Consider the following 21832-nt stretch of genomic DNA (forward strand, 5'->3'; position numbering starts at 1 on the left):
ATACGATAACTAGGGCTTAAAAAAGACCTCTTCAGCAAGCGAAGAGGTCTTCCCACTCAAGCCGTGCGCAGCAATGAGCGCTTATTGCTTCGCCATCTTTGCATACTCCCACCCCATCTCCGCCATCGGTCGGGCCCGCTTCCCCGCATCCAGGGCCTGCGCCGACGAAGCCGTCCCGTCGACCACGCGCTTCATGATCCCCTGCAGGATCCCCGCGATCCGGAACATGCTGAACGCCAGGTAGAAATTCCAGTCGCCCGTGATCGGCCGGCCGGTGCGCTGCTCGTAAGTCCTGCGGTAAGTCGCCTCGTCGGGAATGCCGAGCCCTGCGTGGTCCAGCCCGGCAATGCCGCGGAACTGGCCCGGAGCGATATGCCAGCTCATGCAGTGATAGCCGAAGTCGGCCATCGGATGGCCCAGCGTGGAGAGCTCCCAGTCGAGCACCGCCAGCACGCGCGGCTCGGTGGGATGGAACATCAGGTTGTCCAGCCGGTAGTCGCCATGCACGATCGAAGTGAGATCGGCGTCTTCCTGCGGAATATGCTCGGGCAGCCAGGCCATCAGCGAGTCCATGGCGGGGATGCTCTCGGTCTCGGACAGCTTGTATTGCTTGGTCCAGCGCTCGATCTGGCGCGAGAAGTAGTTGCCCGGCTTGCCGTAGTCGCCCAGGCCGATGGCCTTGTAGTCGACCGTGTGCAGCGCGGCGATGACGCGGTTCATCTCGTCGTAGATGGCGCTGCGCTCCGCCGGTGTCATGCCGGGCAGGGACTGGTCCCACAGCACGCGGCCGGCAACGAATTCCATGATGTAGAAGGCGCGGCCGATCACGGTTTCGTCCTCGCATAGCGCGTACATCCTGGCGACCGGCACGTCGGTGCCTGCCAGCGCGGCCATCACGCGGTACTCGCGTTCGATGGCATGGGCCGAGGGCAGCAGCTTGGACTTGGGGCCGGGCTTGGCGCGCATCACATAGGTCTGGCCCGGCGTGATCAGCTTGAAGGTGGGGTTGGACTGGCCGCCCTTGAACTGCTCGATGGTGAGCGGGCCGGCAAAACCCGCCACATGCTCGCGCATCCACACCTCCAGCGCGGCCATGTCGAAGCGTTGCTGCTCGGCTACCTCGCGGGTGCCTTCGAAGTTCGAAACGTTGGTGCTCATGCTGTCTCCGTTTTTTCGGTATGTTCCGGGTTTTCCGAGATTCGAAACTGTCTGTCTGCGGCGTGGCTAGCTGGCCGGCCCCCGCAGGTCGCGAAAGCGCAGGTACTGGTGCAGCAGCACTTCCATGGTGGTGTGGCGCGTGCCGCTGTGCACCGGCGTGGGCGGCGAGTAGTTCATCATGCGCACCACCCAGTCCGGCGGATCGTCGCCCACGTCCAGCACGTTGATGCAGCCGGCGGTTTGCATCAGGCTGCCGTAGAACACGCGGCGGCCGCAGGTGATGGCGTGGGACAGGATGGCGCGATTGGTGCCGCCATGCAGGACGAGAAGGACGGTGTCCCAGTTGGGATCGTCGCGCAGGCGGCGCAGCGCGGGCAGCACGCGGTCAAGGAATTCGCCGATGCTCTCGCCGTCGAGGAAGCGCTTGTCTTCCGGCACTTCGCCTTCGAAGGCGCCGATAAAGGCATCGCGCAGCTTGTCGTCGCTGATGCCCTGCAGCTTGCCGCCACGGATTTCCTGCAACTCGGGCCAGGTTTCCAGCGTGGCGTCTTCCATCTCGGGCAGTTCGGCCAGCACGCGTTCGGCGGTTTCCACCGTGCGCGGCAGCCCGCTGACGATGATGCGGTCGAAGCGGATGTTCTCCGCGGCAAGGGCGCGGCCGGCGGCGCTGGCCTGCGCCCGGCCGGTTTCGTTGAGCGGTACCAGTTCGGGCAGCGCCGGGCGGCCGGTCTCGTCGAAGTAGGTCACGGCGCCATGGCGCATCAGGTAGACGCGGCGGCGGGGCGAGGGCGGCAATTCCATGCAAGTCTCCGGTGCTTGGCCGATGCGCCCGTCTGCGCGGGCATGGTCGGCGTGGTATTGCGTGGCCAGGTCGGCTGGCGAAGCGGCGGGATCGGCCGCTCAGCGATAGTTCGGCTTGCGCTTTTCCAGGAAGGCGCCAATGCCTTCGCCCGCATCCTTGTGATGCAGCGCGGCCACGAAGTTGTCGCGCTCTTCGGTCAGGTGCCCGGTCAGGCTGGCGGTGCTTGCGTGATTGATCAGCGCCTTGATGCGGCCCACGGCATGCGGCGAGCGCGCGGCCAGCGTTTCGCCCAGGCGCAGCGCTTCGGTGAGCGCCTGGCCGGCCGGCACCACGCGGTTGACCAGCCCGAAATGGGCCAGGCGCGCGGCATCGATGGGCTTGCCTTCCATCATCAGTTCGGAGGCGAGCTGGCGGGGCAGGGCGCGGGCCAGTTCGTACGAGCCGCCACCGTCAGGCGTCAGTCCGACGTTGACGTAGGCCATGACGAACTTTGCATCGCTGGCGGCCACCACGAAATCGCACGCGAGCACCAGCGAGAAGCCAGCGCCCGCGGCAGGGCCTTCCACCGCCGCGATGATGGGCTTGGGAAAGGCGTGCAGCGTTTCGATCCAGTGATTGAGGACTTCGATGCTCTCGGCCTGCACCTCGGGCGGCTTGGCGCGGTTGCCCAGCAGGCGGTTGAGGTTGCCGCCGGCACAGAACACGCCGTCGGCGCCGGTGATCACCACCGCGCGGATTTCCTGATCGCGCGAGGCAAGTTCAAGTGCTTCCTGCGATGCCGCGTAGATGTCCGGATGCAGCGCGTTGCGTGCCTCGGGGTTCGAGATGGTCAGCACCAGGGTGGAGTCGACGCGTTCGGATAGCAGCTGTGCGGTCATGGCGGCCTGTGGGAAGAAGGGAATGCAACAATGCAGAAGCGGGGGGCGGATACGAAACGACCGCAGGCTAAAACAAGCCTGCGGTCGCGGTTCTTACTGCTCTTCGGCCAGCAGCGACAGGCCGAGGCCGGCGCGGCGCCACAGCCACGGGCTGGGGCGGTAGCGCATGTCGCCGGTGAGGCGTTCCAGGTTGCGCAGCACCGTCAGCACCAGATGCGGGCCGATCACGTCGCCCAGCGCCAGCGGGCCCTTGGGGTAGCCCAGGCCGAGGTTGACGGCGAGATCGATGTCGATCGGCGTGGCAATGCGCTGCTGCGCGATGTCGCTGGCGATATTGACGATGCAGCTGACAATGCGCTGGGCCACGAAACCGGCCGAGTCGCGGATCACGGTGACGGGCACGCCATCGCTGCCGAACAGGCCGTGCGCGGCCTCGCGCATGGCGGCGGAGGTGGCGGGCGTGGTCATCAGCGTGCGGCGCTTGGTGGCTTCGAACGGCAGCAGGGTGTCGATGGCGACCACGCGGGCCGGGTCCAGGCCTTCCTGCAGCGCGCAGGTGGTGGCGTCCAGGCCCAGCGGCGTGACCACGATCAGGGCGTCGCCGGAGGGATGGTTGCCGGCTTCCGGCGTCATGCCCAGCGCGAGGATCAGCTTGACGGCCATGTCATGGCCGCGCTCGTCGGCGCGGCTCACCCAGACGCTGGCGGGGCGCGCGGCCGGCACCGCGACTGCGGCGGGCACCTGCTTCTGGCCATCCGCGTATTTGTAGAACCCGGCGCCGGCCTTGCGGCCGATCAGGCCGCCCACCGAGCGGATCGCCGTGATGGGCGACGGGCGGTAGCGCGGCTCCTGGTAGAACTGGTTGTAGATGGATTCCATCACCGGGTGCGAAACGTCCAGCCCGGTCAGGTCCATCAGCTCGAAGGGGCCCATGCGGAAGCCGGCCTGCTCGCGCATGATGGCGTCGATGTCGGCGAAGTCGGCCACGCCTTCCTGCGCCACCTTCAGGCCTTCGATATTCATGCCGCGGCCGGCATGGTTGACGATAAAGCCGGGCATGTCCTTGCAGCGCACCGGCGTGTGGCCCAGGCGGCGCGACAGCGCCATCAGCGCATCACCCACGGCGGGGTCGCCCGAGAGGCCGTCGATGACCTCGACCACCTTCATCAGCGGCACCGGGTTGAAGAAGTGGTAGCCGGCGATGCGGCCGGGCTGCTTCGCGCCGACCGCGATCGCGGTGATCGACAGCGACGACGTGTTGGAGGCAATTACCGCATCCGGACGCAGGATGGCTTCCAGCTTTGCCACCAGGTCACGCTTGACTTCCAGCTTCTCGACGATGGCCTCGAGCACCATGTCGCAGCCGGCCAGGTCGTCCAGCGTGGCGCAGGGCAGCACGCGGGCCAGCGCCGCTGCGCCGTCCTCTGCACTCATCTTGCCCTTTTCGGCCAGCTTGGCGAAGGTGTCCTGCAGGTATTGCCGGGCCGCCGCCACGGCTTGCGCGTTGGTGTCATACAGGCTGACGGTCAGGCCGGCTTGCGCGGCGATCTGCGCAATGCCACGGCCCATGGCGCCCGTGCCGACGATGCCGAGGGTGTCGATGGTGAAAGTGCTCATAGTGCTTCCAGAAAAGTGTGGTTAAATTAGCACGATCGTACGTTTTTTGCATCATCCGCGACAGTGGGGCGATGCAAGCGGCGTGCGCTGATCGGCCAGAGCGGACCACCAGAGTCTGTCATGGCTCACAATGCCTGTTGATCAGGTATGCGCAGGACACGACGCCCCTGATTCCATCGCGATCCCCCCTTTGGATCGCAAATAACGAGGAGAGAGACGACATGCTGAAACTTTGTGGCTTTGCCGCCAGCAACTACTACAACAAGGTCAAGCTGGCCTTGCTGGAGAAGAACCTGCCGTTCGAGGAGGAACTGGCCTGGATCGGCAAGACCGATCTCGAAGCCTCGCCCTTGGGCAAGGTGCCCTACATGATCACCGATCACGGCCCGCTATGCGAGTCCGAAGTGCTGGACGCCTATATCGAGTCGACCTATCCGCAATCGCCGCTGCTGCCGGCGGACCCTTACCAGGCCGCGAAGGTACGCGAACTCATCACCTTCCTGGAGCTTTACCTGGAACTGACCGCGCGCGAGCTTTATCCGGAAGCGTTCTTTGGCGGCAAGGTGAGCGATGGCGTGAAGGAGCGCCAGAAGAAGCTGCTGGAGCGGTATATCCCCGCGTTCGCCAAGCTGGCGAAGTTCTCGCCTTACCTGGCTGGCGATACCTTCACGCTGGCGGACTGCGCCGCGGTGGTGCACTTCCCGCTGATTTCGTCGTGCACCAAGATCATCTACGGTACGGACATGCTGTCCGACCTGCCGGTCAGGGACTACCTGAAGCGGATGTCCGAGCGGCCCACCGTGCAGAAGGTGAATGCGGATCGCAAGGCGAATACGGAGCTGATGCTGAGCGGCCGGAAGTAAGTCAGGGTTTGCACCAGCCAGGTAAAACGCCCGCGATCAGCGGGCGTTTTGCATTGATGACTTTGCATCAGGGGCGGGAGCGGCTCGCAGGACCGATACTGCTCGAGTCACCACCGCCGAACGCAGTCCCGCAGGCGCTCTTGCTCCTACAGTGCCTTCAACCTCGCCAGAGCCAACGCCAGCGTCTCCTCCTTCTTGGCAAAACAGAACCGCACCAGGCCAGACTCGCGCGGCTGCGAATAGAACGCCGACACCGGGATCGCCGCCACCCCGATCTCGCGCGTCAGCCACATCGAGAAATCCGCCTCGCTCATATCGGAAATGGCCGAGTAGTCTACGCACTGGAAGTAGGTGCCATCCGACGGCAGCAGCTTGAAGCGCGTGGTGGCCAGCCCGGTGCGGAAGAAGTCGCGCTTGGCCTGGTAGTAAGCCGGCAGGTCCAGGTAAGGCGCGGGGTCCGCCATGTACTCGGCCAGCCCGTACTGCACCGGCGTATTCACCGTAAACACGTTGAACTGGTGCACCTTGCGGAATTCCGCGGACAGCGCTGCCGGCGCGGCCACATAGCCCACCTTCCAGCCGGTGACGTGATATGTCTTGCCGAAGCTCGACACCACGAAGCTGCGCCGTGCCAGTTCGGGATGGCGCGATACCGACTGGTGAAGCTGGCCGTCGAACACCATGTGCTCGTAGACCTCGTCGGACAGCAGCAGGATATCGGTGCCTGCCAGCAGTTCGGCCAGGCGCTCCATGTCGCCCGCGCGCCAGATGGTGCCGGTGGGGTTGTGCGGGGTGTTGATCAGCAGCATCCGCGTGCGCGGCGTGATGGCGGCGGCGAGTCGGTCGAAGGGGATGCGGAAGTGCGGCGCGTCCAGCGCGACCGATACCACCTTGCCGCCGGCCAGTTCGATGGCGGGGATGTAGCTGTCGTAGCAGGGCTCCAGCACGATCACTTCGTCGCCCGGGTGCACCGCGCACAGGATGCTGGTGAGGATGCCCTGGGTGGCGCCGGCCGTGACCGTGATCTCGCTGTCCCAGTCGTAGGCATGGCCGTACAGTTTGCCGATCTTGTCGGCGATGGCCTGGCGCAGCCTGGGCACGCCCGCCATCGGCGGGTACTGGTTGAGGCCCGAGCGCATGGCGTGCGCGACCGCATCGACGATCTTCGGGTCGCAGTCGAAATCCGGGAAGCCCTGGCCCAGGTTCACCGCGTTGCGCTCGGCGGCCAGCGCCGACATCACGGTGAAGATGGTGGTGCCGACCTTGGGCAGGCGCGACGGCGGCGGGGTGAGCGGAGCGAGGGTGCTGGCGCCGGACTGGGCGCTCGGATTGGTGGTGGGCATGGGAGGCAGCGTCAGGCTGGACGGTCTGGATGGACGAAAAACGTTGCTGGCATTCTAGCGGGGATCGGCCTGCGCCTGCGCATGGCGTTCCGCGCGTGCCGCCAGCCAGCCGGCGAAGGCCTGGGGCAGCAGGATGTCCACGCCGCTCTGGCGGCGCAACCGGCCCTTCAGCTTGAGCACAGCCTTGTCCTTGGACACCAGGCAGGCCGCCTGGGCAAAGTGCGCCAGTTCGATGAACTTCTGGTCGTCGGTGTCGCGGCAGCGCGGCAGGCGCGCCGCCAGCGTCTCGGTTTCCTCCGGGATGGCGAAGGCGGTGGTCAACTGGTCCACCGTGGCCATGGCGGCGGGAATGTCGACGCCGAAATGGGCAAATTGCGGATAAGCCAGCACACGGCGCAGTTCCTCGCGGCAGTCGGGGCGGATCACCGCGGCGATGGCGCCGCTGTGCAGCGCGGCCCGGATGGGTTCGACATGGGGGTCGGCAAAGACCAGCAGGTCGACCCAGATATTGGAGTCGAGCACGACCCGCGGCGCGGGCAGGGCGGCAAAGGCTGGCTCGGCCGGCGGGGAATTGGCGGGTACTGCGGTGGATTCGGGGTGCATTCGTTACAATCTGGCCTTTGTGTTTGCCGCGATTTTGCCATGCTCATCGTCCTATCCCCTGCCAAGTCGCTCGACTACGAGACGCCCCCGCGTCTGAAGACCCATACGCTGCCCCGTTTCATCGACCGCTCGGCGGTTTTGATCGAGCGCCTGCGCAAGCTCGCGCCGCAGGATATCGGCGCGCTGATGGACATCTCCGACAAGCTCGCGGTGCTCAATGCCGTCCGCTACGGGGACTGGTCGCCGGAGTTCACCGCGGCCAACAGCAAGCAGGCCGTGCTCGCCTTCAATGGCGACGTGTACGACGGCCTGGACGCTTCCACCCTGTCCTGCGAAGATCTCGCCTTCGCGCAGAAGCACCTCCGTATTCTTTCCGGGCTGTACGGCGTATTGCGGCCGCTTGACTGGATGCAGCCCTACCGGCTGGAAATGGGCACGCGCCTGGACAATGTGGCGGGCAAGGATCTCTATGCCTTCTGGGGCGACGACGTCACCCGCTTGCTGCAGGAGGATTTCAAGGAGCAGAAGAACGAGGGCAGCCCCACCCTGGTCAACCTGGCCTCCGAAGAGTATTTCAAGGTGGTGCGGCCCAAGGTGCTCGGGGCCAGGATCGTTACGCCGGTATTCGAGGACTGGAAGGGCGGCCGCTACAAGATCATTTCCTTCCACGCCAAGCGGGCACGCGGCTATATGGCTCGCTATGCAGTGACCCACCGCATCACCGAACCGGCAAAGCTCAAGCGCTTCGCCGAGCATGGCTACGCCTTCGACGCGGCGGCCTCCGACGACGCGCGCTGGGTATTCCGCCGGCGGCTGGAAGACTGAAAAGCAAACAGACCAACGCCGGCCGGCCTGTTGCCGGCCCGCTCCCGAACCCAGCGCCAGGGCTTGCCGAGAGAACGGTATCCCGGCGCGAACCCTGCGAGATTCCACGCCATGACCAGAGCCCTGCATATCTCCGCCAGCTTCGATGCGGGCGCCATCGAAGTCGCGTCGCTCGCCCAGGCCGACGACATCCGCCTGCGCATCCGCGCCGACTCGCACGCCGAATTTCGCCAGTGGTTCCATTTCCGCTTGCAGGGCGCGGCAGGGCAGGCCTGCCGCCTGCAATTCCTGAATGCCGGCGACTGTACCTACCCCGATGGCTGGCGCGGCTACGAAGCCGTGGCCTCGTACGACCGCGCACACTGGTTCCGCGTGCCGACCAGCTTCGACGGCAGCACCATGACGGTGGCTTTCACGCCAGAGCACGACAGCGTCTGGCTCGCCTACTTCGAGCCCTATTCCGACGACCGCCACCTGTCGCTGCTTGCCGGTTGCCAGCGCTCGCCGCTGGCGCGCCTGTCGCACCTGGGCAGCACCGTGGATGGCCGCGACATGACCGCGGTCACGGTGGGTACGCCAGGCGACGGCAAGAAGACCATCTGGATGATCGCGCGCCAGCATCCCGGCGAAACCATGGCGGAGTGGTTTTGCGAGGGTGTGCTGCAACGCCTGACGGGCACGGGCCTGTGGGCCGGGGACCCGGTGGCGCGCCGCCTGCTGGAGCGTGCTGTCTTCCACATTGTGCCAAATATGAATCCCGACGGCTCGGCGCGCGGCAACCTGCGCACCAATGCGGCCGGGGCCAACCTCAACCGGGAATGGATGGCTCCCAGCCAGCAGACGAGCCCCGAGGTGTACCACGTGCGCCGCGCCATCGAGGCCACCGGCTGCGACATGTTCTTCGACATCCATGGCGACGAAGGCCTGCCCTATAACTTCGTCGCCGGCAGCGAGATGCTGCCCGGCTTCACCGAAGCGCAGCGCGCCGAACAGCTGCGTTTCATCGACGCGTTCAAGCGCGCGACGCCGGACTTCCAGGACGTCCACGGCTACGCCGCCAGCAAGTACAACGCGGACGCGCTCAAGCTGGCCTCGAAGTACATCGGCCATACCTTTGGCTGCCTGTCGCTGACGCTGGAGATGCCGTTCAAGGACAATGCCGATCAGCCCGATCCGGCGGTGGGCTGGAACGGCGCGCGCAGCGCTTTGCTGGGCGCGGCAATGCTGCAGGCCATCCTGGAGCAACTTGGCTGAACGCACGGATGGACAGATAGCCGCCCGGCGGGCGGCTATCTGGCGGGGCGCATCAGTTCGCCTTAATGCGCGTTAGTGCGTATTAATTCGTCTTTTTGGTGGTCGACTTGCTGCTGCTCTTGCTGGCCGGCTTGGCGCTGCTGCTGCTACTGGCTTTGGAAGAGGTTGCCTTGGTGGACTTGGTGCTGGTGGTGGCCTTGCCCGAGCCCGACTTGCTGCCCTTGTGGGCTTTGCTGCTGGTGGCCTGGCGCGTAGTCGCGTTGCTGCGTACGGCGGGCGCGGCGGCCGGTTCGCTGATGATGGTGCCGCTGCCATCGAGCAGTTCGTAGGCCAGCATCATGCCGTCGGCATAGCCGCAGCGCACCTTGACCGGTTCCCACTGGGCTTCGGCACGGCGCTTGTGGGCGGTGGCGGTAAAGGTCACCACAGCGCTGACCGGAACCGCCTGCTTGCCTTGCGAGAAGCGGCCATCCCAGGGTTCCACGGTGGCCTGGCCGGCGCCGAGCGCGCCGGTGGGGATCTTCAGTGCGTCGTAGCTGGCCGAGCGGGGCACCACCCAACTGGCGTGCGCGGCGCAATCGGCCACATCCGCGCTCGCATTCTCGGTTTGCATCAGTTGCTGGCGCATCTGCGCACGGTACTCGGCCAGGCTCACGCGGCCTTGCGCGGGTAGCGTCACCGTCGTGGTGGGCGGTGACGCAGTGGCGGCAGCCACGGGCGGGGCAGGGGTTGCGGGTTTGGCGGCGGCCGCGGTGGCGGCCTGGGTGGCGATGCCGGGTGTTGCCACGGCGTCGCGATCATTGAGCGGAGTATCGGCGCAGCCCACCAGGGCGATCGCACCTGCCACTGCAGCAGCGAGCGAGCACAGCCGGCTGCTGATGAGGTCAGAGAGTCGTCGGATCACGGGATCGTCTTGCTTTGGAGCATAAGGGGTTGGCAAAGGTCTGCCATGATAGAGGAAACCCATGCAGCAAAGTTCCGAAATCTCCCGGCGTAAGGGTTCCACCCGAAGCGGGTTGCTGCCGGGTTGCAGCCGAGTGCAGCCTTCGGCGCGGCGGCAAAGACCGCCGCGGGAGCGGCGGTGCGGGAATTGGCGCGAGTTGCGGTGCCAGTGGGGCCTGCCCTGCATTGCACGGCGGGCCGCATGGTTTCCGGTGCGCTTAAGCGGCCTTGACGAAGACCTTGAGCTCGTCCAGCAGCGCGTTGAGATCGGCCTTTAGCTTGCCGAACCCGGCGTTGTGCACGAGGCCGACTTCGTCCATGTACAGCTTGCGGTTGATCTCGAGCTGCAGGCTGTGGCGCTTCTGTGCCGGCTGGCCCACCACGCGCACGATCTCCACGCCCTTATAGGGGTGGTTGCGCCAGACGTCGTAGCCCATCTCCTTGAGCACGCCTTCGACGCGGTCCGTGAAGCGCGTATCGCAGGTGGTGCCGTCGCGGTCGCCGACCACGAAGTCGGGGTGCTGCAGCCCCGGATGCTCGGTGGCGTACTGCGCAGCCTCGCTGGGCATCGAGTGGCAGTTGATGTGCCACGCGCTGCCATGGCTGGCGATAGCCTGGTCGGCCAGCTTCTGCAGTTGGGCGTAGTAGGGCAGGTAGTACTGCGCAATGCGCGCCTGCACCTCGGCCACGCTCAGCTTGCGGTCGTAGATGGCTTCGCCGGTATCCAGCACGCGCCACACCAGCCCCTTGCCGAGTCGGGTCTTGGAGGTTTCCTGGCGCGGGCCGGGCCAGGGCGTGTCCAGCAGGGCCTCGTCGATTTCCTCGATGCCGCGGTTGGCATCGAGGTAGCTGCGCGGGAAGCCCGCGCACAGCAGCGCAATGCCGCGTGCGGGAGCGTCAGCGTACAACTCGTCGACGAAGGTGTCTTCGGCCTGGCGCAGCAGCGCCAGGGGCAGGCCGGCGGCCGGCCGGAAATCAGCCGGATAGCTGGTGGCGCTGTGCGGGGAATCGAGAAAGAGCGGGCTGCTCTCGCCTTGCGGCAGTTGCAGGAGGTAAGGGCTGAGCCCGGTCTTTCGGTCTGCTTCCGTCATGATGGGTGTCGGTTAATCCAGGGTGATCTTGGCTGCGGCGGCGATGCGTTTGTTCTTCGCCACTTCGGATTTGATCTGCGCGGCGAACTCGGCCGGTGTATTGCCAACCGGCACCGCACCCAGCTTCTCCAGCTTAGCCTTTACTTCGGGCATCGCCAGTACCTTGATGGCGGCGTTGTGCAGCTTGGTCTGCACGTCGGCGGGCAGACCGGCCGGCGCGATCAGGCCGAACCAGGCGGCATCGTTGACTTCGGGCAGGCCGAGTTCGGCAAAGGTCGGCACATTGGGCAGGGCCGGCACGCGCTTGGGCGACGCTACGGCCAGGGCGCGCAGCTTGCCGCCTTCGATAAACGGCAGCGACGAGGGCAGGTTGTCGAACAGCACCTGCACCTGGTTGGCCAGTGCGTCGTTCAGCGCGGGGCCCACGCCCTTGTACGGCACGTGCAGTAGTTCGGTCTTGCTGCTCATCTTGAACAGTTCGCCCATCATGTGCGAGACGCTGCCGTTGCCGGCCGAGCCGTAGGCCATCTTGTTCGGCTGGCTCTTGGTCAAGGCGATGAAGGTCTTCATGTCGTTGGCCTTCACTGCCGGGTTGATGCTCATCACGTTGGGCACCGAAGCCAGGTTGGTGATGGTGGTGAAGTCCTTGGTGGCATCGTAGGACAGGCGCGGGTACACAGCGGGGTTGATGCCATGCGTGGAAGCCGTGGCGATGCCCAGGGTGTAGCCGTCCGGCGCGGCCTTGGCCAGGTAGCCGGTACCGATGCTGCCGCCGGCGCCGCCCCGGTTGTCCACCACCACGGTCTGGCCCAGCTGCTGGCCGAGCTTGTCGGCCACGATGCGCGCGACGATGTCGGTGGTGCCACCGGCGGGGAACGGCACGATCAGCGAGATCGGCTTGGTCGGGTAGGTGCCCTGGGCCGCGGCCGAAAGCGACAGGCCAGCGGCGGCGGCGCCAGTGGCGGCGGCAAGGAGGCGGAGCATGTTACGGCGTTGCATGGTGCGGTTCCTGAATGGGGGAGAGAGGAGAAGAAGGGCTTCCGCGATTCTGCTTGTTCGAGCAATGAGACCGCAAACGAATTAAAATCGTGGGATCATTCCATTTGGTAGTGAAGTAAGGGGTTATCTATGCGGCGCTTGTGTCCGTCGCTGACTGAATTGCAGGCCTTCGAGGCCGCCGCCCGCTACAACAGTTTTACCGCCGCGGCCCGGGAGCTCCACGTCACGCAGGGTGCGGTGAGCAAGCAAGTCCGCAGCCTGGAAGCCTTTCTTGGCGTGGAATTGTTCGAACGCGTGCGCCAGCGCCTGATGCTCACGGATGCCGGCCAGCGCTACCTGGACCGTATCCGGCCCAGCCTGACCGAGATCGAAGCCGCCACGGTGGAACTGATCGCCCGGCAAGGCCGCGGCGGCACCTTGCACATCGCCAGCATGCCCACGCTTGGCGCCAAGTGGCTCATCCCGCGCCTGCCGCAGTTTTTCGAGAAACATCCCGACGTCAGCCTGGAGTTCGTGCCGCATGCGCAGGGCTACGATTTTTCCCAGCCCGATCTCGACGCCGCCATCCGTTTCGGCGACGGCATGTGGCCGGGCAGCCTGGCCGACTACATGACCGGCCGCGAAGTCCTGCCGGTGTGCCGGCCCGCCCTGCTGGCGGGCGAGCCCGGAGGGATGGCGCGCACGCCTTCGTCCCTGCTGCGCTTCCCCCTGCTGCATCACACCACCGTGCCCGAAGCCTGGCCCGACTGGTTCGCCGAGCTTGGTGTCGCCACCCGCAAGGCGTGGAGTGGCGCGCGCTTCGACCAGTTCTCGCTGCTTACCCAGGCGGCGATGTCGGGGCTTGGCATAGCGCTGATCCCGCGCTGCCTGATCGAGGAAGAGCTTGCCACCGGCGTGCTGGTGGTGGCGCATCCGGCCCGGGTGTTGAGCAAGAAGGGCTACTACCTTTGCTATCCGGAGCAGAAACAGCATCTGCCGGCGCTCCAGACCTTCCGCCAGTGGGTGATGGAAGGGGTCGACGTGGTGGCATGACGGACCCTTTGTAATCAAGACTTACGTTTTTCCGCAAACGATTTTACGGCCGACTGCGTTTAAGAGACATGTCAGGCATGACGACCCCGGGGGCTAGTGGCGCCGGGGCCTGGACTGGACAATCTCATGTGCGGGTCGACATTTCCCTTCCCTGTTTTGCCCACGGCCAGCCTCGTACGGATTGTCGACGCTACGCTGTCCGGCTGCGCGATCTTGCCGGCGCGGCCTGCCACCACTATCGCGCGCCGGTCTTTGTCTACTGACGCGGCGGGGCCGCGCCCGGCCGGGGGCAGGCGCGGCATTCACGGAGGATGAACCGACAACGCGGGACCACAGCCATTGAGCGACAAAGCAGCAACCAGTAGGGCGGCAGGTCGCCACGCCGCCCTGGTTCAAGACGCCGGACTTCCGGGAGAGCAACGCATGACCACCACCGCCATGACAACCGCGGCCATCGCGGTCAACCGCTTCGGGCTGGGCGCGCGCCCCGACGAATCCCTGCCCGCCGATCCACGTGGCTGGCTGCTCGGCCAGTTCGAGCGCTACCAGGCCAGGCCGGCGCCCTGGAGCGGGCAGCCCGATACGGCGGCGCTGGCCGGCGCGTATGGCGCCCAGCAGCGCGAGGTCCGCCAGTCGCAGGCTGACGTCAAAGCCGCCGCTCGCCAGCAGTTGCAGCGCGAGACGCGCGAGGCCTATCGCAATGCCGTGGACGCACGCGTGACCAGCGCGCTGGTTACGCCCGCGCCGTTCGTCGAGCGGCTGGTGCACTTCTGGTCCAATCACTTCGCGGTCTCGGTCGAGAAGCCGGCGGTAGCCGCGCTGGCTGGCGCATTCGAGGCCGAGGCGATCCGCCCGCACGTGCTCGGGCGTTTCGAGGACATGCTGGTGGCGGTGGAGCGGCATCCCGCCATGCAGATCTTCCTGGATCAGGTGCGCTCGATCGGGCCGGACAGCATGGCCGCGCGGGTGGCCGCGCAGCGCGCGCCCGAACGGCAGCTCGGGCTGAACGAAAACCTGGCGCGCGAAATCCTGGAGTTGCATACGCTGGGCGTGCGCAGCGGCTACCAGCAGGCCGACGTCACCGAGTTCGCGCGCGCGCTGACCGGCTGGAGCATTGGTGGCCTCGGCGCGCGCGCAGAAGGCGAGCCAGGGCACTTCGAGTTCCGGCCGCGCCTGCATGAGCCCGGCGCCCGGACCATCCTGGGCCGCACCTACGCGCAGCAAGGCGAGGCGCAGGCACTGGCGGTGCTGCACGATCTCGCGCACAGCGAAGCCACCGCGAACCATCTGGCCACCAAGCTGGCACGGCACTTCGTCGCCGATACGCCGCCGCAGGCCCTGGTGACACGTTTGGCCGATGCATACCTGCGCAGCGGCGGCGCGCTGTCCGAGGTGTATCGCGCACTGGTGGAATCGCCCGAGGCGTGGGCCGGCGCGCCGGCCAAGTTCAAGACGCCGTGGGAGTGGGCCGTGTCCTCGCTGCGCGGGCTGGGGCTGCGCGAACCGGGCGCACAGCATTTCGCGCCAATGCTGACCCAGCTCGGCCAGCCGGTCTGGCGGCCGGGATCGCCCGCGGGCTACGACGACCTCGCCGCGAGCTGGGCCGCGCCCGACGCGCTGGTGCGGCGGGTGGAACTGGCGCAGCGCCTGGCCGCGCGCGTCGGCGACCGGCTCGATGCGCGCGAGCTTGGTCCCCGGCTGCTCGCCGGTTCGTTGTCCGCACCGACCGCCGGCGCCATCGCACGCGCCGAAAGCGCCCAGACCGCGCTGGCCTTGCTGCTGGTCTCGCCCGATTTCCAAAGGAGGTGATCGCCATGTTTTCCCGCCGAGATTTCCTGCGCGTCACCGCCGGCGCGGGCGCCATGCTTGCACTGCCACGCCTCACGCTGGCCAGCGTGGATTCCGACCGGCGCTTTGTCTTCGTCATCCAGCGCGGCGCCGCCGACGGCCTGAACACCGTGATCCCCTACGCCGATCCCGGCTACGCCCGCCTGCGCGGCGCGCTCGCCATCGACGCCACGCAGGCCACGCGGCTCGACGGCACATTCGCGCTGCATCCCGCGCTGGCGGAGACGGCGCGTCTCTATGCCGCCGGGCAGGCGCTCTTCGTGCACGCGGTGGCATCGCCTTACCGCGAGCGCTCGCACTTCGACGGCCAGAATGTGCTGGAGACCGGCGGCAACGCGCCCTACCAGGTTAAGGACGGCTGGCTGAACCGGCTGGTGGGCTTACTACCGAAGCGGACCGATAACGCGATCGCCTTCGCGCCGACCGTCCCGGCAGCCCTGCGCGGGACGGCCGATGTCAGCTCCTATGCGCCATCGGCCTTGCCGGCCGCGCCGGATGACCTGCTGGCGCGTGTCGGGCAGCTCTACGAGATGGATGCGCAACTGCATCCGCTCTGGAACGCGGCTATGCAAGCCCGCGGACTCGCCGGCGATGCCGGCGCGCGACAGGACCCGGCCAGCCTGGGACGGCTTGCCGCCGGCTTCCTGGCGCGGGCGGACGGGCCCCGCATCGCCATGATCGAAACCGGCGGCTGGGACACGCACAGCGCACAGGCACCGCGGCTGGCTGCCAGGCTCAAGGCGCTGGACGCCATGCTGGCGGCGCTGCGCGACGGGCTGGGTCCGTCATGGGAGCGCACCACGGTACTGGTGGCTACCGAGTTCGGACGCACCGCTGCCGCCAACGGCACCGGCGGCACCGATCACGGTACGGCGGCGGCGGCGATGCTGATGGGCGGCGCCGTCAAAGGCGGGCGGGTGCTGGCCGACTGGCCGGGCCTGGCGCCGGGTGCGCTCTACCAGGGACGCGATCTCGCGCCAACGACGGAACTGGACGGATTGATCGCCGCGGCAGCGGCACAAAGCTTCGGGCTGGATGGCGAGCGCGTGGCGCGCACGCTGTTCGGAGGCGGGGGCGGGCAGGGGGGAATGCTGGGCGGACTGCTGCGCGCCTGAGTCAGGCGCGCAGCAGTCCAGGCCCGGGTGATGCCGGATATTGCCGGTTACTTGGAGAGCAGGCGCATCGCCTGCTCCAGGCCGGCGAGCGTGACGGGATACATCCGCGACTTCATGATCTGGTTGATCACCGTCACCGATTGCCGATATTGCCACAGCCCTTCCGGTTCAGGGTTAAGCCACACAAAGCGCGGGAACTGCTCGATCAGCCGGTTGAGCCAGACCGCGCCCGCTTCCGGATTGTTGTACTCCACCGACCCGCCGGGCTGCAGGATTTCATACGGACTCATGGTGGCGTCGCCCACAAAGATCACCTTGTAGTCCGGCGTGTACTTGTGGATCAGGTCCCAGGTAGCGATCTTCTCCGCATGGCGGCGGCGATTGTTCTTCCACACGTAGTCATACACGCAGTTGTGGAAGTAGTAGTACTCAAGGTGCTTGAACTCGGTCTTGGTCGCCGAGAACAATTCCTCCACGCGCTTGATGTGGTCGTCCATCGAACCGCCCACATCCATCAGCATCAGTACCTTGACCTTGTTGTGGCGCTCCGGCCGCAGCTTGATATCAAGCAGGCCCGCGTTGGCCGCGGTCGAGTGGATGGTGTCGTCCAGGTCCAGTTCGGTCTCGGCGCCTTCGCGCGCGAACCGGCGCAGGCGGCGCAGCGCCACCTTGATATTGCGCGTGCCGAGTTCGACCTGATCGTCGTAATCCTTGTACGCCCGCGTCTCCCACACCTTGATGGCGGTGCGGTTGCCCTTGGAGGGACCGCCGATGCGGATGCCTTCCGGGTTATAGCCGCCATGCCCGAACGGCGAGGTGCCGCCCGTGCCGATCCACTTGTTGCCGCCCTCGTGTTTTTCCTTTTGCTCGTCGAGCAGCTGCTTGAGCCGCTCCATCAGCTTGTCGAGCCCGCCCATGGCTTCGATCTTGGCTTTTTCCTCGGCCGACAGCTCGCGCTCCAGCGTCTTCTGCAGCCAGTCCAGCGGAATGTCGGATTTCCAGTCGACCAGGCTTTCCACGCCCTTGAAGTAGGCCGCGAAGGTCTGGTCGAACTTGTCGAAGTGCTTCTCGTCCTTGACCAGCGTCATGCGCGACAAGTAGTAGAACTCGTCGATCGACGGCGTGATGACCTCGGACTTGAGGGCCTCCAGCATGGTCAGGTATTCCTTGACCGACACCGGCAGCTTGGCGTGGCGCAGCGAGAAGAAGAAATCGATCAGCATGGTGGTCTCGCTTAGAGTTTTCCGGAGCGGGGGCGGTGGTTCGCGGGCGTGTTCACGATGCGCGCCCCGGCAGGTCCAGGCGGTATTGCAGGTGGCGCTTCACGGTCGGCCATTCGCTTGCGATGATGGAGAACACCACGGTGTCGCGCAAAGAGCCGTCGGGCATGCGCTGGTGGTTGCGCAGCACGCCGTCCTGCTTGGCGCCGAGACGGGCGATGGCGGTGCGGCTCTGATGGTTCATCCAGTGCGTGCGGAATTCCACCGCGATGCACGCCAGCTGCTCGAACGCGTGCGTGAGCAGCATCAGCTTGCATTCGGTATTGACCGCGCTGCGCTGCACGCGCTGCGCGTGCCACGTATGGCCGATCTCGAGGCGCCGGTGCGTGCCGTCGACGTTAAAGTAGCGGGTCGCGCCCACCACCGCGCCCGGCACGCCGTCGCGGATCTCGCGGATCACGAACGGCATCGCGCCCTGCTGCTCGCGCATCTGCAGCGCGGTGTCGAGCCAGGCGCGGACCTGGTCAGGCGCCGGCACCGAGGTGTACCACAGCTTCCACAGTTCGCCGTCTGCGACCGCGGCCTGTACCTCCGCTTCATGCTCGGGACGCAGCGGTTCCAGCAAGGCGTGCCGGCCGCGCAGGGTGGTGGGTTCGATAAAACGTGCCATGGCTTGGTGGTCCGATGCCGTTGCGGGCTTAGCGGTGCTTAGCGGTGCTTAGCGATTGGCGCGGTTCATGAACACCAGGCGCTCGAACAGGTGCACATCCTGTTCGTTCTTCAGCAACGCGCCGTGCAGCGGCGGGATCGCGGCCTTCTTGTCCGGGCTCTTGAGCGCTTCGGGCGGGATGTCCTCGGCCATCAGCAGCTTGAGCCAGTCGATCAGCTCGGAGGTGGAGGGCTTCTTCTTCAGGCCCGGCAGGTTGCGCATTTCATAGAAGGACTCGAGCGCGGCGGCCACCAGTTCGCGCTTGATGCCGGGATAGTGCACGTCGACGATGCGCTGCATGGTCTCGGCGTCGGGGAACTTGATGTAGTGGAAGAAGCAGCGGCGCAGGAAGGCGTCGGGCAGTTCCTTCTCGTTGTTCGACGTGATGATCACCAGCGGGCGGTGGCGCGCCTTGACCAGCTCGCGCGTCTCGTACACATAGAACTCCATGCGGTCGATTTCGCGTAGCAGGTCGTTGGGGAATTCGATGTCGGCCTTGTCGATCTCGTCGATCAGCAGCACCACTTGCTGGTCGGCCTCGAAGGCCTGCCACAGCACGCCCTTGATGATGTAGTTGCGGATATCGTGGACACGGTCATCGCCCAGTTGCGAGTCGCGCAGGCGCGACACCGCGTCATATTCGTACAGGCCTTGCTGTGCCTTGGTGGTGGACTTGATATGCCACTGCAGCAGCGGCATGCCGAGCGCCGCCGCCACCTCCTCGGCCAGCATGGTCTTGCCGGTGCCGGGCTCGCCCTTGATCAGGAGCGGGCGCTGCAGGGCGCGGGCGGCGTTGACGGCCAGCTTGAGGTCATCGGTGGCGACATACTGCTGCGTGCCTTCGAAACGGGACTGCTGGTTCTGGCTGGCGTTGGTGGTGTTGGACATGAGGCAACCTGAGGGGTTTGTGCGTGTCGGAATGGGCCAGTATAAAAGAGCTTTCCGGTTCGCGTGTGGCTGGCCGCTCCATGCTGGACTGCCACGTGCAGCCTGCTGTACAATGCGGCGGTTTGACGCGCCCCCCACGTCCACGACTCCACCCCCCCGCTCTGTCCGCCTTGTCACTCCCGCGGTCCTTGCCGGGAGGCGGCGATCGACAAGAGATGGTTCCAGAATGAGGCGGAGACAGCGCCGACATGCCTGGCAGTGCCAGGTGTCCGGCCCAAGCTGGCGGCCCACACTGGCAGCGCCGCATCCGGCCGCAGGCCGATGCGATCCTGCCGGACGCATTCTGAAGCCATTTCCGACCGGTCGGGCAGGTCACGCAGGGTTTAACACTTCCAATCAGCTACGACAATGAAAAAGCTCCTCACGATGGTGGTGCTGGGCGCGGCCGCAACGGCTGCGCAAGCCCAGGAAGTCAAGGGCAATGTGGACGCCGCCAAAAACAAGGTTGCGATGTGTATTGGTTGCCATGGTATTCCCGGCTATCGGGCCTCCTTCCCCGAGGTGTACCAGGTGCCCCTGCTCGGTGGCCAGAACGCCAAATACATCGAGAACGCGCTGAAGGAATACCAGAAGGGCGACCGCAAGCACCCGACCATGCGTGGCATTGCCGCGACCCTGACCGACCAGGACATCGCCGACGTGGCTGCCTACTACGCGCAGCAGACCTCCGGCTCGCAAAACAACACCCAGAAGTAAGAGGACCCATCCATGAATACGCTTAAGACGCTTTCGCTCGCGATCGGCGCACTCGTGCTGGGCGCCTCGGCCATCACGGCCTCGGCTGCCGACCTGGCCGCCGGCAAGGCGCTGGTGGAGAAGGGCAACTGCGTGGCCTGCCACGGTGCCGGCATGAACGCGCCGATCAGCCCGGATTACCCGAAGCTGGCCGGCCAGCACGCCGACTACCTGTACCACGCCCTGGTTGCCTACCAGATCACCACCAACCCGCAGGTGGGGCGCTCCAACGCCATCATGGCTGGCCAGGTCAATGCCAACCCCGGCGTGACGGGCAAGGACGGCAAGCCGCGGCCCTTCACGCGCGAGGAACTGAAGGACATCGCCGCCTACATCGAGTCGCTGCCGGGTGGCCTGGTTCTGAAGAAGTAAGCACCCCGCCGCCGGCACGCGCCGCGCGACGAAGAAAGAAAGCCGCTGATGTCCAGCGGCTTTTTTCTTGCTTGCGGCTTGTGACACGAGGGCGGGACCTGCCCTGGAGCGCCTCGGCGCTCCGGGCCAGGTACCGGGCCGGATCAGTTGCCGGTGCTCTCGGCCAGGCGCCGTGCCTTCACGGCATTGGCCAGCGTTTCCAGCACCTTCACCGAGTCATCCCAGCCGATGCAGGCATCGGTGACCGACTGGCCATAGGTGAGGTCTTCCACCGGCGTGCCCTGGATGTGATCCTGGCGGCCGCCTACCAGGTGCGACTCCACCATCACGCCGACGATGCGCTCGTCGCCCGCTGCCATCTGGCGGCCGATGTCCTCGCAGACCGGGATCTGGTTCTCGTGCTTCTTGCTGCTGTTGGCGTGCGAGGCATCGATCATCAGGCGCGCGGCCAGGCCGGCCTTGGAGATGGCTTCGCAGGCTTCCTGCACGCTGGCGGCATCGTAGTTGGGCGTCTTGCCGCCGCGCAGGATGATGTGGCAATCCTCGTTGCCGGATGTCGAGACGATGGCTGAGTGGCCGCCCTTGGTCACCGACAGGAAATGGTGGGGTTGCGAGGCGGCCTTGATCGCATCGACCGCGATCTTGACGTTGCCATCGGTGCCGTTCTTGAAGCCGACCGGGCACGACAGCCCCGAGGCCAGTTCACGGTGCACCTGGCTCTCGGTGGTGCGCGCGCCGATGGCGCCCCAGCTGACCAGGTCCGCAATGTACTGCGGGCTGATCATGTCGAGGTATTCGGTGCCGGTCGGCACGCCCAGTTCGCTGATGTTCAGCAGCAGTTCGCGGGCGATGCGCAAGCCATCGTTGATCTTGAAGCTGCCATCCATATGCGGATCGTTGATCAGCCCCTTCCAGCCCACCGTGGTGCGCGGCTTCTCGAAATACACCCGCATCACCACTTCCAGCTCCCCGGCGAAACGGTCGCGCTGGACCTTGAGCAGTTTGGCGTACTCGAGCGCGGCGCGGGTGTCGTGGATGGAGCAGGGGCCGATGATGACGATCAGGCGGTCATCCATGCCGTGCAGGATCCGGTGCATGGTCTGGCGAGCACCGTAGATCACGTCGGACGCCTTTTCGGTGCAGCCGAATTCGCGGATCAGGTGCGCAGGCGGCAACAATTCCTTGAGTTCGCGAATGCGCAGGTCGTCGGTGTTCTTCAGCATGATGGCTCCGGATTTTGTAGGGTCGTGTGTTTGGGGTGTCTGGGCAAGAGCTTGGTGCGGGCCGGGATAAAAAAAACCGCCAGGTTCGCTGGCGGCTTTTTTTGAATTCTGGAGGCACTTACGATCGTCCCTCTCCATCCGCCAGCGGTGCGAGATCGCTAAAAAAGTAAAAATAAAACTTAGCGGACATGGATGGGATCAGGCTCAACTGGCGTCGGTTATTTGCGGCAACGCGTCACGAGATGGCAGAAAATT

Annotated in this window: 21 protein-coding genes; 8 read left to right on the top strand and 13 right to left on the bottom strand. The window is 65.9% G+C overall.

Annotated features, from left to right (window positions below):
- Positions 1-81: 81 nt before the first annotated feature.
- The 4 genes from ACZY0R_RS21505 to ACZY0R_RS21520 form a co-directional block, all read right to left on the bottom strand.
- The gene (locus tag ACZY0R_RS21505) at positions 82-1158 is read right to left on the bottom strand and encodes a phosphotransferase (RefSeq protein WP_488861058.1); all 1077 of its coding nucleotides are present in this window, start codon (positions 1156-1158) and stop codon (positions 82-84) included.
- Between the two features lie 66 nt (positions 1159-1224).
- Positions 1225-1959 carry a histidine phosphatase family protein gene (locus ACZY0R_RS21510; protein ID WP_488861060.1) on the bottom strand — a complete coding sequence of 245 codons (735 nt, stop codon included), beginning with the start codon at positions 1957-1959 and terminating at the stop codon, positions 1225-1227.
- Positions 1960-2058: 99 nt separating this feature from the next.
- The gene (locus ACZY0R_RS21515; RefSeq protein ID WP_045238115.1) at positions 2059-2838 is read right to left on the bottom strand and encodes an oxepin-CoA hydrolase, alternative type; all 780 of its coding nucleotides are present in this window, start codon (positions 2836-2838) and stop codon (positions 2059-2061) included.
- Positions 2839-2931: 93 nt separating this feature from the next.
- Complete coding sequence (locus tag ACZY0R_RS21520; RefSeq protein WP_488861062.1) at positions 2932-4455, bottom strand: 3-hydroxyacyl-CoA dehydrogenase; 1524 nt, start codon at positions 4453-4455, stop codon at positions 2932-2934.
- 221 nt (positions 4456-4676) lie between these two features.
- Between ACZY0R_RS21520 and ACZY0R_RS21525 the strand changes: the two genes are divergently transcribed.
- Complete coding sequence (locus tag ACZY0R_RS21525) at positions 4677-5318, top strand: glutathione S-transferase (protein WP_488861064.1); 642 nt, start codon at positions 4677-4679, stop codon at positions 5316-5318.
- Between the two features lie 146 nt (positions 5319-5464).
- On the opposite strand, the gene ACZY0R_RS21530 is transcribed toward ACZY0R_RS21525, so the two are convergent.
- Positions 5465-6661, bottom strand: a complete 1197-nt coding sequence (locus ACZY0R_RS21530) for a pyridoxal phosphate-dependent aminotransferase (RefSeq protein WP_488861066.1) — start codon at positions 6659-6661, stop codon at positions 5465-5467.
- A gap of 54 nt (positions 6662-6715) precedes the next feature.
- Positions 6716-7264, bottom strand: coding sequence for a putative toxin-antitoxin system toxin component, PIN family (locus ACZY0R_RS21535; protein WP_488861068.1), 549 nt, complete (start codon positions 7262-7264; stop codon positions 6716-6718).
- A 39-nt stretch (positions 7265-7303) separates the two neighbouring features.
- Between ACZY0R_RS21535 and yaaA the strand changes: the two genes are divergently transcribed.
- Positions 7304-8089: a peroxide stress protein YaaA gene (yaaA, locus tag ACZY0R_RS21540; protein WP_488861070.1), complete on the top strand. Its 786-nt coding sequence runs from the start codon at positions 7304-7306 to the stop codon at positions 8087-8089.
- A 111-nt stretch (positions 8090-8200) separates the two neighbouring features.
- On the top strand, positions 8201-9343 hold the full coding sequence (locus ACZY0R_RS21545; protein ID WP_488861072.1) for a M14 family metallopeptidase: 1143 nt from the start codon (positions 8201-8203) through the stop codon (positions 9341-9343).
- 82 nt (positions 9344-9425) lie between these two features.
- On the opposite strand, the gene ACZY0R_RS21550 is transcribed toward ACZY0R_RS21545, so the two are convergent.
- The 3 genes from ACZY0R_RS21550 to ACZY0R_RS21560 form a co-directional block, all read right to left on the bottom strand.
- On the bottom strand, positions 9426-10247 hold the full coding sequence (locus ACZY0R_RS21550; RefSeq protein ID WP_488861074.1) for a BspC domain-containing protein: 822 nt from the start codon (positions 10245-10247) through the stop codon (positions 9426-9428).
- Positions 10248-10503: 256 nt separating this feature from the next.
- On the bottom strand, positions 10504-11376 hold the full coding sequence (locus ACZY0R_RS21555; RefSeq protein WP_488861076.1) for an N-formylglutamate amidohydrolase: 873 nt from the start codon (positions 11374-11376) through the stop codon (positions 10504-10506).
- A 12-nt stretch (positions 11377-11388) separates the two neighbouring features.
- Positions 11389-12375, bottom strand: a complete 987-nt coding sequence (locus ACZY0R_RS21560) for a tripartite tricarboxylate transporter substrate binding protein BugE (protein ID WP_488861078.1) — start codon at positions 12373-12375, stop codon at positions 11389-11391.
- Between the two features lie 129 nt (positions 12376-12504).
- Between ACZY0R_RS21560 and gcvA the strand changes: the two genes are divergently transcribed.
- The 3 genes from gcvA to ACZY0R_RS21575 all read left to right on the top strand — a co-directional run bounded on the left by gcvA (position 12505) and on the right by ACZY0R_RS21575 (position 16370).
- Complete coding sequence (gene gcvA / locus ACZY0R_RS21565; RefSeq protein WP_045238105.1) at positions 12505-13407, top strand: transcriptional regulator GcvA; 903 nt, start codon at positions 12505-12507, stop codon at positions 13405-13407.
- A 423-nt stretch (positions 13408-13830) separates the two neighbouring features.
- Positions 13831-15216 carry a DUF1800 domain-containing protein gene (locus ACZY0R_RS21570; RefSeq protein WP_488861080.1) on the top strand — a complete coding sequence of 462 codons (1386 nt, stop codon included), beginning with the start codon at positions 13831-13833 and terminating at the stop codon, positions 15214-15216.
- A 5-nt stretch (positions 15217-15221) separates the two neighbouring features.
- Entirely contained in the window at positions 15222-16370 is a 1149-nt protein-coding gene (locus ACZY0R_RS21575) for a DUF1501 domain-containing protein (RefSeq protein ID WP_488861082.1), read from the top strand.
- Between the two features lie 47 nt (positions 16371-16417).
- Here the strand turns inward: ACZY0R_RS21575 and ACZY0R_RS21580 are convergent, their stop codons facing one another.
- From ACZY0R_RS21580 to ACZY0R_RS21590, 3 genes are read right to left on the bottom strand one after another with little or no spacing between them, the layout of a single operon-like run.
- Positions 16418-17593, bottom strand: a complete 1176-nt coding sequence (locus ACZY0R_RS21580) for a vWA domain-containing protein (RefSeq protein ID WP_035868545.1) — start codon at positions 17591-17593, stop codon at positions 16418-16420.
- 52 nt (positions 17594-17645) lie between these two features.
- Positions 17646-18260, bottom strand: a complete 615-nt coding sequence (locus ACZY0R_RS21585) for a GNAT family N-acetyltransferase (protein WP_488861084.1) — start codon at positions 18258-18260, stop codon at positions 17646-17648.
- Positions 18261-18308: 48 nt separating this feature from the next.
- Complete coding sequence (locus ACZY0R_RS21590) at positions 18309-19187, bottom strand: AAA family ATPase (protein WP_045238101.1); 879 nt, start codon at positions 19185-19187, stop codon at positions 18309-18311.
- Positions 19188-19595: 408 nt separating this feature from the next.
- Between ACZY0R_RS21590 and ACZY0R_RS21595 the strand changes: the two genes are divergently transcribed.
- Together ACZY0R_RS21595 and ACZY0R_RS21600 are read left to right on the top strand one after the other, a co-directional pair.
- Positions 19596-19943 (top strand): c-type cytochrome, encoded by a 348-nt coding sequence (locus tag ACZY0R_RS21595; protein ID WP_045238100.1) that lies wholly within the window; start codon positions 19596-19598, stop codon positions 19941-19943.
- 12 nt (positions 19944-19955) lie between these two features.
- Complete coding sequence (locus ACZY0R_RS21600; RefSeq protein ID WP_045238099.1) at positions 19956-20354, top strand: c-type cytochrome; 399 nt, start codon at positions 19956-19958, stop codon at positions 20352-20354.
- A gap of 143 nt (positions 20355-20497) precedes the next feature.
- Here the strand turns inward: ACZY0R_RS21600 and aroG are convergent, their stop codons facing one another.
- Positions 20498-21577, bottom strand: a complete 1080-nt coding sequence (gene aroG, locus ACZY0R_RS21605) for a 3-deoxy-7-phosphoheptulonate synthase AroG (RefSeq protein WP_488861087.1) — start codon at positions 21575-21577, stop codon at positions 20498-20500.
- Positions 21578-21832 lie beyond the last annotated feature (255 nt).

The sequence above is a fragment of the Cupriavidus sp. F041 genome (assembly GCF_057814235.1).